Source organism: Flavobacterium johnsoniae, assembly GCF_001879205.1.
Taxonomy (GTDB): domain Bacteria; phylum Bacteroidota; class Bacteroidia; order Flavobacteriales; family Flavobacteriaceae; genus Flavobacterium; species Flavobacterium johnsoniae_A.
This window is the reverse complement of sequence record NZ_MLFK01000010.1, coordinates 337,040-349,537: the sequence shown is the minus strand read 5'-3', so window position 1 is coordinate 349,537 and position 12,498 is coordinate 337,040. Positions and strand designations below refer to the sequence as shown.

Annotated in this window: 13 protein-coding genes; 11 read left to right on the top strand and 2 right to left on the bottom strand. The window is 35.7% G+C overall.

All coding sequences use genetic code 11. The annotated features are described in order from the left end of the window. The first annotated feature begins 57 nt into the window (after positions 1–57). The 7 genes from BKM63_RS20420 to BKM63_RS20390 all read left to right on the top strand — a co-directional run bounded on the left by BKM63_RS20420 (position 58) and on the right by BKM63_RS20390 (position 6,764). Positions 58–1,419 carry an FGGY-family carbohydrate kinase gene (locus BKM63_RS20420; protein ID WP_071638421.1) on the top strand — a complete coding sequence of 454 codons (1,362 nt, stop codon included), beginning with the start codon at positions 58–60 and terminating at the stop codon, positions 1,417–1,419. A 193-nt stretch (positions 1,420–1,612) separates the two neighbouring features. Then, positions 1,613–2,353 carry a (Fe-S)-binding protein gene (locus tag BKM63_RS20415; RefSeq protein WP_071638420.1) on the top strand — a complete coding sequence of 247 codons (741 nt, stop codon included), beginning with the start codon at positions 1,613–1,615 and terminating at the stop codon, positions 2,351–2,353. 172 nt (positions 2,354–2,525) lie between these two features. Continuing rightward, on the top strand, positions 2,526–3,929 hold the full coding sequence (locus tag BKM63_RS20410; RefSeq protein WP_071638419.1) for a lactate utilization protein B: 1,404 nt from the start codon (positions 2,526–2,528) through the stop codon (positions 3,927–3,929). Continuing rightward, positions 3,919–4,506 carry a LutC/YkgG family protein gene (locus BKM63_RS20405; protein ID WP_071638418.1) on the top strand — a complete coding sequence of 196 codons (588 nt, stop codon included), beginning with the start codon at positions 3,919–3,921 and terminating at the stop codon, positions 4,504–4,506. Before BKM63_RS20410 ends, BKM63_RS20405 begins: the two co-directional genes overlap by 11 nt. A 98-nt stretch (positions 4,507–4,604) precedes the next feature. Continuing rightward, positions 4,605–5,360, top strand: a complete 756-nt coding sequence (locus BKM63_RS20400; protein ID WP_071638417.1) for a hypothetical protein — start codon at positions 4,605–4,607, stop codon at positions 5,358–5,360. A 365-nt stretch (positions 5,361–5,725) separates the two neighbouring features. Further along, complete coding sequence (locus BKM63_RS20395; RefSeq protein WP_071638416.1) at positions 5,726–6,133, top strand: hypothetical protein; 408 nt, start codon at positions 5,726–5,728, stop codon at positions 6,131–6,133. 241 nt (positions 6,134–6,374) lie between these two features. Next, the gene (locus BKM63_RS20390) at positions 6,375–6,764 is read left to right on the top strand and encodes a helix-turn-helix transcriptional regulator (protein ID WP_071638415.1); all 390 of its coding nucleotides are present in this window, start codon (positions 6,375–6,377) and stop codon (positions 6,762–6,764) included. 58 nt (positions 6,765–6,822) lie between these two features. Here BKM63_RS20390 and BKM63_RS20385 read toward each other — a convergent pair whose 3' ends face one another. Further along, entirely contained in the window at positions 6,823–7,155 is a 333-nt protein-coding gene (locus BKM63_RS20385) for a YegP family protein (RefSeq protein ID WP_071638414.1), read from the bottom strand. A 357-nt stretch (positions 7,156–7,512) separates the two neighbouring features. Here BKM63_RS20385 and BKM63_RS20380 point away from each other — a divergent pair, with 357 nt between their 5' ends. Together BKM63_RS20380 and BKM63_RS20375 are read left to right on the top strand one after the other, a co-directional pair. After that, on the top strand, positions 7,513–8,637 hold the full coding sequence (locus BKM63_RS20380; RefSeq protein WP_071638413.1) for an XdhC family protein: 1,125 nt from the start codon (positions 7,513–7,515) through the stop codon (positions 8,635–8,637). Next, positions 8,627–9,229 (top strand): nucleotidyltransferase family protein, encoded by a 603-nt coding sequence (locus BKM63_RS20375; RefSeq protein ID WP_071638499.1) that lies wholly within the window; start codon positions 8,627–8,629, stop codon positions 9,227–9,229. Before BKM63_RS20380 ends, BKM63_RS20375 begins: the two co-directional genes overlap by 11 nt. A 140-nt stretch (positions 9,230–9,369) precedes the next feature. Here the strand turns inward: BKM63_RS20375 and BKM63_RS20370 are convergent, their stop codons facing one another. Then, complete coding sequence (locus tag BKM63_RS20370; RefSeq protein WP_071638412.1) at positions 9,370–10,518, bottom strand: cysteine desulfurase family protein; 1,149 nt, start codon at positions 10,516–10,518, stop codon at positions 9,370–9,372. Positions 10,519–10,881: 363 nt separating this feature from the next. Here BKM63_RS20370 and BKM63_RS20365 point away from each other — a divergent pair, with 363 nt between their 5' ends. Both BKM63_RS20365 and BKM63_RS20360 read left to right on the top strand, forming a co-directional pair. Then, positions 10,882–11,520, top strand: coding sequence for a 2Fe-2S iron-sulfur cluster-binding protein (locus tag BKM63_RS20365; protein WP_071638411.1), 639 nt, complete (start codon positions 10,882–10,884; stop codon positions 11,518–11,520). Further along, positions 11,517–12,497 (top strand): FAD binding domain-containing protein, encoded by a 981-nt coding sequence (locus tag BKM63_RS20360; protein WP_071638410.1) that lies wholly within the window; start codon positions 11,517–11,519, stop codon positions 12,495–12,497. The genes BKM63_RS20365 and BKM63_RS20360 overlap by 4 nt, the downstream gene beginning before the upstream one ends. The last annotated feature ends 1 nt before the right edge of the window (position 12,498 follow it).

Sequence of the window (12,498 nt, the reverse complement as noted above, 5' to 3'; positions counted from 1 at the left end):
AAGACTGAACAAAAATCACAACTCACAATTCACAACTCACAATTTACAATTTAAAAAATGAATGTAGTTGCAATTTTTGATATTGGTAAAACAAACAAAAAGGTTTTTTTATTTGATGAAAATTATAAAATTGTTTGGGAAAAATCAGTCAATCTAGACGAAACGGTCGACGAAGACGGTTTTCCCTGCGAAGATATAGAAGTGCTTAAAAGCTGGATTTTTGAACGCTTGTCAGAAATAAAAGCATTGACTAATTATGTTTTAAAAGCCATTAATTTCAGCACGTATGGTGCTAGTTTTGTCTACATTGATAAAGAAGGAAAGGTTTTAACTCCTCTGTATAATTATTTAAAAGATTATCCGGAGGATTTAAAAAACGGCTTCTATAACAAATATAAGGGTAAGGAAAAGTTTGCTGTAAAAACAGCTTCTCCGGTTTTGGGAAGCTTAAATTCAGGAATGCAGCTTTACCGTCTAAAAGAAGAAAGACCTGACTTGTTCGATAAAGTCGAATATTGTCTGCATCTGCCTCAGTATTTGAGTTTTCTTTTAACCAATGAGGCTTATACGGATATTACAAGTGTGGGCTGTCATACCAACCTTTGGAATTTCAAAAAAATGAAATACCATAAATGGCTGAAAAATGAAGGCATTTATGGTAAAATTCCGCCTTTTCATTATGGAAAAGACATCATTAAAAATCAAGATGGTTTGGCAGTAGGCGCGGGGCTTCACGATAGTTCATCGGCTATAATTCCGTATACCATCAACTTTACAGAGCCTTTTGTTTTATTATCAACAGGAACCTGGAGCATCTCCTTAAATCCTTTCAATAATAAATCTTTGACTTTTGAAGAACTGCAAAACGACTGTTTGTGTTATCTGCAATACACAGAAAAGCCGGTTAAAGCCGCAAGACTTTTTGCAGGAAACGAACACGAACTGCAGACAAAACGATTGGCAGAATACTTTAATGTTCCGGTTGATACATACAAAGAAGTTTATTTCGATAAAAATGTAGTGTCTAATTTAAGGGCATTGAATTTTCAGATTATTTACCCTAAAAAGTATAATTTTGATATACTGAAAGAATGTCCTTTTCAAAAAAGAGACCTTTCGACGTTTAAAAGCTACGAAATCGCCTATCATCAATTAATGCTGGATTTGGTAGAACAGCAGGTATTTTCGACTAACTTAGTTATTCATAACAGTCCTGTAAAGAAAATTTTTGTAGACGGAGGTTTCAGCAAAAATTCTATTTTCATGAATTTACTGGCAGAGGCTTTCCCGGATGTTGAGGTTTACGCCGCTTCGATGGCGCAGGCAAGTGCTTTAGGAGCCGCATTGGCAATTCATCAAAACTGGAACCCGAAACCAATCCAGAATGATTTGATTGATTTGAAATTTTATAAGCATTGAAATAATAACGCAGAAATCGATTAAGAATTAAAAATGTGCGTGAAATTAAGATAGTATTTTCATTTCGATCCCGAAGCTTCGGGATCGAAATGACAAACAAACGAGCAGATTCATTCAGATTTAATTTTAGAAAATCTGCGAGTATATCGGTTTAATCTGCCAAATCTGCGGGCAAAAAATAAAATAATAAAAAATGAAAATCGGGCTATTTATACCGTGTTATGTCGATCAGTTTTACCCAAAAGTGGGTATCGCGACATATGAACTTTTACAGAAATTAGGCTGTGAAGTTCATTTTCCGATGGGACAAACCTGTTGCGGCCAGCCGATGGCAAACAGCGGTTATGCACATTTAACAAAAGGCTGCGACGCCAATTTTATAGAAAACTTTTCTGGATTCGATTATATTGTATGTCCGTCAGGAAGCTGTGTGCTCCATGTTAAAGATCATTTGCATGATGAAAAGAATGAAGAAGCAGCTGCAAAAATTAGAAGCCGCGTTTTTGAATTAACAGAATTTATTACTGATATTTTAAAAATCGATCATATCGACGGAAGTTTCCCTTTTAAAGTAGGAATGCACGTAAGCTGCCACGGACAACGAGGTCTTAAGCTTTCGCAGATGTCAGAACTAAACGCACCTTTTTTCTCAAAACCAGAACAATTGCTGCACAGTATTAAAGGGCTTGATTTAGTTGCTTTAACCAGAAAAGATGAATGCTGTGGTTTTGGAGGAACATTCTGCGTTACCGAAGAAGCAGTTTCGGTAAAAATGGGGCAAGACCGAATCAAAGATCACGAAAGTCATGATGTCGATTATATTACAGGCGGTGATATGTCCTGCTTAATGCATTTAGAAGGAATTTTAAAAAGACAGAAGAGCAGAATTAAAACGATTCATATTGCTGAAATATTAAATTCACTCGAAAACTAAAATAAATGTTGAGTGTGTCTTTTAACCGCAAAGTTCGCAAAGAAAAAATACGCAAAGCACGCTAAGATTAAAAATCAGCTTTGCGAACCTTGCGTAAAAACTTGCGAACTTTGCGGTTAAATAAAGCATACCAATGATAAACATTTCAAAATTGACTTTTAAATAATTAAAAATGTCATCAGAAAAAATAATACAGCACAGCGAAGCCGCAACAAAATTCAACAAAGATGTGGAGCGTGTCAACTGGCACGATGAAACACTTTGGTTTGTTCGTGCGAAACGTGATAAATCTGCGCATCAGATTAATGATTGGGAATTATTGCGCGAAACAGCTTCGAGAATCAAAGCAAATGTTCTTTCTAATATTCACGATTATTTAGTAGAATTTGAAGCCAATGCGCAAAGAAACGGAATCATTGTACATTGGGCAGCAGATGCAAAAGAGCACAACGAAATAGTACATTCGATCATGGCAAAACATGATGTAAAGCAAATGGTAAAATCAAAATCAATGCTTACAGAAGAATGTCATTTAAATGATTATTTAGCCGAAAAAGGCATAGAAGTAATCGATTCAGACTTAGGAGAATATATCGTACAACTTCGAAAAGAACCGCCTAGTCATATTGTACTGCCGGCCATTCACCTTAAAAAAGAAGATGTAAGCGAAACTTTTCACGAACATCTGGGAACTGAAAAAGGAAATTTTAATCCGCAGTATTTAACCGAATCAGCTCGTCATAGTTTACGAAATACTTTCCTTACCAGAAAAGTCGCTTTAACCGGAGTTAATTTTGCAGTAGCCGAAACCGGAGAATTTGTAGTTTGCACCAACGAAGGAAATGCCGACATGGGCGCGCATTTAGCCGATGTACATATTGCCTGCATGGGATTTGAAAAACTGATTCCGCAGCGAAAACATTTAGGCGTTTTCCTTAGATTATTGGCACGAAGTGCAACAGGACAGCCTATAACCACTTTTTCAAGCCATTTCAAGAAACCAAGAGACGGCAAAGAACTTCATATTGTAATTGTCGACAACGGCAGAAGCAAACAGTTAGGACGCGAAGATTTTAGAAATTCGTTAAAATGCATTCGTTGCGGCGCCTGCATGAATACCTGCCCGGTATACAGACGAAGCGGCGGACATAGTTATCACAATGCAGTTGCAGGGCCAATTGGCTCTATTTTGGCACCAAATCTCGATATGAGCAAAAATGCCGATCTGCCTTTTGCAAGTACGCTTTGCGGCTCTTGTACTAATGTCTGCCCGGTTAAAATTGATATTCACGATCAATTGTACAAATGGCGTCAGGTTTTGGTAAAAGACGGTTATACGCCAAAAGCAAAGACAATCGCAATGAAAACGATGGCAACAGTGTTAGCCAGCCCAACTATTTTTAACATTGCAGGAAAATCAGGAAGATTTGTAATGAAAAATATTCCGGCAATGGTCAATAATAAAATGAATAAGTGGTACGATCAGCGCGAAATGCCGGACGTTCCTGAGGAATCTTTTAGAGAATGGTACAAGAAAAATTCGAGAGAATCTAAAGCAAAAGACAATGAGCAGTAAAGGCGAAATTTTAAACAGAATAAAACAAAATCAGCCTGATCTGATTACAGAGCTTCCGGATCTTAACGTATTAGGTTCAGAAGATTTTGACGTGCTTGAAACTTATAAAACCGTTTTAAAAGGCATTGGAGGAGATCCAGTTGAAGTATCAAATTATCAGGAAATAATCGATTATATAAAAGCCAATTATAATCTTGAGAAGAGAATCATTACAACGCTTCCTGAGCTTTCAGAAATTGCCTCGTTAGACTGGAACAATGTTGATCCGCATTCGCTTCAGGATGTGGAATTAACAGTTATAAAAGCTCATTTTGGCGTAGCCGAAAACAGCGGGCTTTGGGTAACGGATGCTATTTTAGGCCAGAGAGTTTCACCTTTTATTGCGCAGTATTTAGCCATAATCGTTCCTAAAAACGATATTGTACGCACCATGCAGCAGGCTTATGACAGAATAGGGAATGAGGAATATGGTTTTGGAACTTTTATTGCAGGTCCATCAAAGACTGCAGATATTGAACAATCACTAGTTTTAGGCGCGCACGGAGCAAGAGGACTGATTGTTTTTTTATTAGAGTAAAAAAATCCAATTCGTTAATATAGTAAGCCATTCCTGCAAAGGAGTGGCTTTTTTATTGTTTTTATATTAGTTACTTTTGACCGCGTTAAAAATTAAATATGAAAAAAATAATAGGTCTCTTAAGTTTTGCTTTTTTAGTTCTTTCTTCTTGTTCGAGTGATAATGACGAATCATCAAATTTGCCGAATCCAATTTTAGTAAAAGAAATTGCAGTTAACGATGAAGGTAAAATTTATATAAATACAAACACTTACGATGGAAATAAAATTAAAAGTATTACTTCGCAACGTGGTTATGTAATGAATTATACTTACACTGGTGATGTGATTACAAAAACAGAAGATATCGATTTTCAAAGAGGAGTTACTTCAGTTTATGAATATACATATAAGGATGGTAAGCTTTTTTCTGTTTTAAAAAGTGTGGTTTATGATTACTATTTAAAGCCACAATACGAAAACTTAAAAAAATACACCCATAACGAAGATGGAACTGTTTCTTATCAATTTTATAAAGTTAACATGGTAACGGGAGCAGAAGAAGGATTTGGGGAAATCTCAGGGAAATTAACTTTTAAAAACGGAAATATTGTAAGAGAAGATTGGTCTGATGGATCATATATATATGAATATGATAATAAAAACAGCATCTACAAAAATGTTTTGGGTTTTAACTTATTATTAAATACAGATAGTTCACCTAATAACCTGCTTAAATCTATTTCTATTTACAATAATTATGTAAATGACCCGGTGACATATCAATATGAATACAATTCAGATGATTATCCTGTTAAACTAAATGCAGGTGTTATTAACGGAATGACATTTCCCGAAGTAAAATATACCTATTAAAAATTGAGCAGATTTAGAAAATACTATTTCTCTTATATCAAAAGCCATTTTCAATGCAGGAAATGGCTTTTTTTATTTTTATAAGCCAAAATATTCGAATACAATATATAGGTAAAATCTCAAATCCATTTATCTGAATTATAAGTAAAAAATGATAAATAGAATTAATTACAACCTCTGGTTATATTCTATAAGCTGGCTTGTAAGAAAAAAAAGGTGATTATGCGTAATATTGCGATATGATGTGCTGTTGAACTTTTCAGCATATTCAAAACTAATTTTTTTTTAAGCCGAAAACAAATTTTTAGAAGGCTTCCCGAAGCTTTTTTTAAATAGAGTCTTGTATTTTTTAATTATTTATTATTATGTTCATTTCCCTTACTCATGATCAAGTGCAGTTTTGCTACGGATCACAAAATTGGCAGTACAGTTTCAATGAAATTGTAGAACTTGGACTGCTCAAAAAAAAGAGAACCTATCTTTTTGAAAATGGAGCTTTTATCGCAGTTACGGCTTTGGCCTATTACTGCATGATCTTTACTAGTTTAATGGAGCTTTATTACATAATTCCGGCTTTACTCTGCTATGCCTTTCTAATTATTCTAAGATTTAACAACAACGCAGAATTTGACTACTTTGTAATAGTAAAAGACATTTACCAAAAAGAAATCAAGGTAAAAATAAACGCGTCAGACAGGCCTGTGATCGGCCGGCAGATAGATAACTATCTCAACTTTCAATTTAACCGAATTTTACAGCAGGCAAAAAATTAAATACCACCATGAATCGATTATTGAACGAAGTTTCTATTTACGATTTCATGTTTATTATTGTTGCTCTTGTATACGGTTTTATCGTAATCATTAGAAAAAAATAAACAAATCCGGCTTCATTTTACCTACATATTGAAGCAGTATTTTAGATTCCAAAAACAAAAAAAGATATAGCTGCAATACTCCTAAGTTTAGTAGCGGCTGTTTCAGCTATACACGCCCGTCCCCCCAAAACAAACTTATGGCTACTTCAATCAAAAGCAAAATTAAAAGCATTAGAGAGTTAAAAAATTACACTCAGGAATATATGGCAGATCAACTCGGCGTCACTCAGGCAGGTTATAGTAAAATTGAAAAAGGAAAAACTATTTTATCCTACGTAAAATTGGTAGAAATTGCCAAAATACTGGAAGTAAGCGTAGAAGATATTATTAGTTTTGACAGTCAGAGGTATTTTAACAGCTTTAATACAGTTAAAGGAAATAATAACAATGGAAGCATCTTAATTAATTCCAGCAACGACGAAGCTCTCAAAGAACTTTATGAAGATAAAATAAAGCTTTTAGAAAAGCTCTTAAATAAAACAGAAGAAGAACTAAACCGCTATAAACGTAAGTTTGGCCAGATTTAAAGATAAAAAAAACGAGGTCTAAAAGGCCTCGTTTTTTAATATTTTATATTTCTTTGTTTTAAGATGTCTGATCGTCAACAGATGCATCAGGAGCATTTTTCTTAACAGATTCAATTCCGTTTTCTCTCGCCGATACACTTTCGTACATCTCGCTTGAGCCAATAATCTGCCCGTTGCTGGCTTTTAAATTAAAATACGGTTTTCCGTTGCTTGACTCTTTTCTGTCATAACGGCTGTCATCCTGCGAGTTTGTTTTTACAGATTCAATTCCGTTTGTGCAGGCCGCTTTTGTTGTATAGCCTTCACTTGCTAAAATTGTCTGGCCGTTTCCGGCTTTCAAATTAAATTGAAATTCACCATTGGTTCTTTTAGTAATTACAAATTTTCCCATGTAGTTTTTTTATTTAAGTTAACTATAATATTTTGCTATTGATAAAAATACAAAACTTCATCATATAAATGATATTGTAAGAAAAAATAATCGTTTATTATTTGTTAAGTATGATTTTCAGATATTTCGGAAATACTGTTTTTGCATTATAAAATTTAAATAAAACAGTTCAGTCAGCCAGAAAATGTAATATCAAAAGTGAATATTTCTTTACATCTTAGAGAAATAGGGGGAAGTTCAAATTAATAAGAATAGTATAAACTTGCACTTTACTGCACATAAGTTTATAATATTTTTTATTTTTAGAGTATTAAAAAGAATCATCGATGCTAATTTTTGTTGATGGTAAGTTATTATATGAAGGAAATCAGCGAAATTCTTAAAGCATATTCAAAAGCAAAAACGGAAGGAAAAAGAACCGCTTTGGCCACGGTAGTTAAAGTGGAAGGCTCGTCATACAGACAACCCGGAGCGCGTATGCTGGTTACAGAAGAAGGCCGGCTTACAGGTGCCATCAGCGGAGGCTGTCTGGAAGGAGACGCGCTTCGAAAAGCACTACTGTCGATCAATCAAAAGCAGAATAAGCTGATCACCTATAACACCAATAATGAAGATGATATCGAATTGGGTTTACAGCTTGGGTGCAATGGAATTGTTCATATTTTATTTGAATATATTGATGATGAGGCAGAAAATAACCCCATTCAGATTTTACAGCAGCTGGAATTAGAAAGAAAAGAAGCCGTAATTGTCACTGTTTTTTCTATAAAAAGAAATGCGCAGCAAATAGGGACAGCACTGTTTTTTAGAAAAGACAGCCCTGCTTTAAGCTATAAAAATGATGTTTTAAATTTAATTCCAGATGTAAAAGAAGTACTTGAAACCAAAACTTCTATCATAAAAAAACTTCCGGCAGAAAACGATAACGAAGCTTTAATCGAATATATAAAACCGCCTATTTCGCTTGTTATTGCCGGAGCCGGAAACGATATACAGCCTTTAGTAAAAATGGCCGCGATATTGGGCTGGAAAATTACCATTGGCGATGGCCGTGCAACACATGCCATAGAAAAACGTTTTCCGCAGGCAGATTCTATAAAAGCTGTAAAACCGGAGCAGTTTTTAGAAAATATCCTAATTGACGAGCAAACCTGCGCACTTTTAATGACGCACAACTACAAATACGATCTGACCGTTTTAAAAGCATTGCTTGAAACCAATTGCCGTTATATTGGAATCCTAGGCCCGAAAACAAAATTGAACCGAATGCTGGATGATCTTCAAAATGAAGGAATACAAGTAAGCCAGGAACAGTTAAAACGTATTTACAGTCCCGTAGGTTTGGATATTGGCGCCGAAACATCAGAAGAAATAGCCTTGTCAATAGTATCAGAAATTAAAGCTTTTTCAACAGGAAAATCAGGAACTTCCTTAAAATACAAGCCGGGAAAAATACACGATGAAATTCATTATGGAACATAAATTTCAAAATAAAACCGGAATTATCATTTTAGCAGCCGGAAGTTCTTCAAGATTAGGGCGTCCAAAACAATTGCTGGAATATAAAGAAACCACTCTTTTAAAAAACACCATCTGTGAAGTTTTTAAGGTGCCAAATTCCTTTACAATTGTAGTTACAGGTGCCAATAATGACTTAATAGAAAAAGATCTTAACAGCAAAGAAATAAACCGCTGTTTCAACCCCCATTGGGAAACCGGAATAGCATCTTCAATAGTAAAAGGACTTGAGGAACTGTTATTCTTAAACCCCGATTGTGATCAGTGCATTTTCACCGTCTGCGACCAGCCTTATGTGACAAGTTTAATTTTCGAAAACCTGATTAACAAATACCATAAAACTGGAAAAGGAATTACAGCTTCTGCCTATTCTGAAACCTTAGGAACGCCCGTTTTATTCCACAAAAAATATTTCAATGAATTATTGGACTTAAAAGGGCAGGAAGGAGCCAAAAAACTCATTAAAAAGTATGCAGAGGATACTGCGTCAGTTCCTTTCGAAAAAGGCAGCATTGATATTGATACAGAAGAAGATTATGATAAATTGATTTCTTAATTGAGGGGCAGAGATATAAAGTTGCAAAGGTTCAGAGGGACAAAAGTTCGGAGGGATTTGTCTGTTTGCTATCGATCGAGTCTCCTTTTAGTAGATATTAAACAGAAAGAAATCTGCCAAATCTGCGTAAAACAAAAGAATCAGCGTCTTACCTGCAAAACCAATTCTCCAGCCAGAGCCAAAACTCTTTCAACAGCAATATCAATTTCCCGCGAAGTAGTAAACCGTCCCAGACTAAACCGAATCGAACTCAAAGCTTCTTCATCAGACAGTCCCATAGCTTTTAAAACATGAGAAGGCTCAGAAGTTACCGCCGAACAGGAAGCCCCGTTCGAAACCGAGATATTTCCCAAAGCCATAATTAACTGCTCTGAATTAACCCCGGGGAAGCAGATATTAGTCGTATTGTAAATTCGGTTTTTTGTGTTTCCATTTACAAAAGAACCTTCAAACTTGAGTAAATCATTTTCTAACTTATCTCTTAATATTTCTATTCTTTTTTTGTCTCCTTCTGATTCATTTACAGCAATTTCAGATGCTTTACCTAAACCAATTATTCCAGGGACGTTTAATGTACCGCTGCGTAATTTCCGCTGTTGTCCGCCGCCCAAAATCTGAGTTGTGAGTTTAATTTTGGCTTTCGCCGAAATGTACAAGGCACCAATTCCCTTAGGACCGTAAAATTTATGAGCAGATAATGCCAAAAGATCAATTCCCAGCGTTTTAACATCAACAGGAATTTTTCCGACGGCCTGCGTTGCATCGCAGATAAAAAGTACATTTTTACTCTTAAGGAGTGCCGCAATTTTACTGACATTTTGAATGACACCTGTTTCATTATTAGAAAGCATTCCTGTGAAAACCAGTGTGTTATCTGTAATCGATTGATCTAAAAGATTAAGATCTAAAAGTCCGTCCTGACCAACAGGCAGATAGCTGATTTTGAAACCAATACTTTCCATGAATGCACAAGTTTCGAGTACTGCTTTGTGTTCAGTAGTAATCGTTATGATATGTTTGCGATCCTGATCTGCCAAACCTTTAATAGCCAGATTAATTGCTTCCGTCGCGCCCGAAGTAAAAATGATTTCTTCAGCATCGGCATTAATTAAATCTGCGGTCTGCCAGGCGGCATTTTCAACAGCCTCATTTACCGTTAGTCCTGCAATATGCTGACTTGTAGAATTGGCATATAATTGGGTAAAATAAGGAAGCATAGCCTCCAGAACGCGTTCATCAACACGGGTTGTGGCATTGTTATCCAGATAAATATTTTGTTGATGCAGCATAAATCAAAACTTAGTTTTGTAAAAGTACAATTTTCAATGTAAAAACAAATGTGTATATGGATGTGTGTTTAACCGCAAAGTATTTTGTCTCACGCAGATTTTACAGATTAAGCAGATAAATATAATGATGAGAAAAAATCTGCAAGTTCTACGTGAAACTAGCTATTCACAAAACTTTGCGAAACGTTTTTAACATCTCTCTATAAATAAAATTCTTTGTGCTTTTTGCGGTTAAAAAAACAGTACGAAATTGTAATTATTCTAAATAAGAGTAATGTTTGAATTTTATAATTATTTACGACTTAAGATTGTTAAATTTGTTAGAATACCAAAGTGATTTTGCTAATTTAAAAGATAGATGGAATGGCTTCTAAGAAAACAAATTTAAATAAAGTGACGGAGAACGATTCGAATTCCCGACGTGACTTTATAAAAAAATCAGGACTTTTTACCGCTCTCGCCTTGACACCGCCTTCATTGGTAATGGCTTCCGAGAATAAATGGGATGAAAAAATTGCTGAATATTTAGAGACAGTGCCGCTTTCTATTGAAGTAAATGGCAAAAAACACAATCTAAACATTGAGCCGCGAACTACTTTACTGGATCTGTTAAGAGAACAATTATTGCTTACCGGAACTAAAAAAGGCTGCGACCATGGTCAATGCGGGGCGTGTACGGTTCATGTAAACGGAACCCGTATACTATCCTGTTTATCGTTGGCATCCATGCAGCAAAATGCACAGGTAACTACAATCGAGGGACTTTCAAAAGGAAAAAAACTTCATCCAATGCAGGAAGCCTTTATTAAGCATGACGGCTTTCAGTGCGGTTACTGCACACCAGGGCAAATCATGTCTGGTATAGCCTGTATCAAAGAAGGCCACGCCAACAGCAGAGAAGAAATCAGTGAATATATGAGTGGTAACATCTGCAGATGCGGCGCTTATCACAATATTGTTGATGCTATAACTGAAGTGAAGGAAGGAGGGAAAGAACTATGAAAAATTTTCAGATAATTAAGGCATTGTCATCAAGATCTGCCGTTACCAATATCAGCAAAGAAAAAGAAGCGGTATTTATTGCCGGAGGAACTAATCTGGTTGATTTAATGAAAAAGAATGTGGTTGCACCGGACAAATTGATTGACATCAACGCATTAGATTTCAAAAAAATAGAATTCTTAAAAGGAAAAGTTTCGATAGGCGCTTTGGCAAAAAACAGTCAGGTAGCCGAAGACGCATCCATTAAAGAAAAACACCCGCTGCTGGCTTTGGCTTTAGCGGCCGGAGCATCTCAGCAAATACGACACATGGCGACCGTAGGAGGCAATATGCTTCAAAAAACCCGCTGTTCGTATTTTTACAATACCGATATGCCATGTAACAAGCGAGTTCCAAAAAGCGGTTGCGGGGCTATTGGCGGTTCAAACAGAATGTCGGCTATTTTTGGTGCTTCAGACAGCTGTATTGCAGTGCATCCAAGTGATATGTGTGTGGCTTTGGCTGCATTAGATGCACAAGTTTTAGTAGAAGGCCCAAAAGGGAAAAGACAAATAAAATTTACCGATTTTCATCGTCTTCCTGGAAATACACCAGAAAAAGACAATACCCTGGAGCCTAAGGAACTAATTACTTCAATTGAAATTCCGGATAATAATTTCACTAAAAACGTACATTATCTAAAAGTTCGCGACAGAACGAGTTATGCTTTTGCATTGGTTTCAGTTGCTGTGGCCTTAGATTTAAAAAATAATGTTATAAATGATGTTAGGCTGGCAATGGGTGGTGTGGCACATAAACCATGGAGATTAAAAGAGGCAGAGGAATTTTTGAAAGGAAAAACAATTTCGGAAGAAACATTCAGACAGGCCGCAAGTTTATCGATGAGAGACGCAAGAGGATACGGTGAAAATGATTTTAAATTGACACTTGGAGCCAATGCCATAACAGAAGCACTTACTATAGCAGCATCAAAATAAT

Coding starts and splice junctions, on each gene's coding strand:
- BKM63_RS20410 (WP_071638419.1), top strand. CDS start 2,526: ATGTCATCAGAAAAAATAATACAGCACAGCGAAGCCGCAACAAAATTC.
- BKM63_RS20370 (WP_071638412.1), bottom strand. CDS start 10,518: ATGCTGCATCAACAAAATATTTATCTGGATAACAATGCCACAACCCGT.
- BKM63_RS20365 (WP_071638411.1), top strand. CDS start 10,882: ATGGCTTCTAAGAAAACAAATTTAAATAAAGTGACGGAGAACGATTCG.
- BKM63_RS20385 (WP_071638414.1), bottom strand. CDS start 7,155: ATGGGAAAATTTGTAATTACTAAAAGAACCAATGGTGAATTTCAATTT.
- BKM63_RS20375 (WP_071638499.1), top strand. CDS start 8,627: ATGGAACATAAATTTCAAAATAAAACCGGAATTATCATTTTAGCAGCC.
- BKM63_RS20420 (WP_071638421.1), top strand. CDS start 58: ATGAATGTAGTTGCAATTTTTGATATTGGTAAAACAAACAAAAAGGTT.
- BKM63_RS20380 (WP_071638413.1), top strand. CDS start 7,513: ATGAAGGAAATCAGCGAAATTCTTAAAGCATATTCAAAAGCAAAAACG.
- BKM63_RS20395 (WP_071638416.1), top strand. CDS start 5,726: ATGTTCATTTCCCTTACTCATGATCAAGTGCAGTTTTGCTACGGATCA.
- BKM63_RS20405 (WP_071638418.1), top strand. CDS start 3,919: ATGAGCAGTAAAGGCGAAATTTTAAACAGAATAAAACAAAATCAGCCT.
- BKM63_RS20400 (WP_071638417.1), top strand. CDS start 4,605: ATGAAAAAAATAATAGGTCTCTTAAGTTTTGCTTTTTTAGTTCTTTCT.
- BKM63_RS20390 (WP_071638415.1), top strand. CDS start 6,375: ATGGCTACTTCAATCAAAAGCAAAATTAAAAGCATTAGAGAGTTAAAA.
- BKM63_RS20415 (WP_071638420.1), top strand. CDS start 1,613: ATGAAAATCGGGCTATTTATACCGTGTTATGTCGATCAGTTTTACCCA.
- BKM63_RS20360 (WP_071638410.1), top strand. CDS start 11,517: ATGAAAAATTTTCAGATAATTAAGGCATTGTCATCAAGATCTGCCGTT.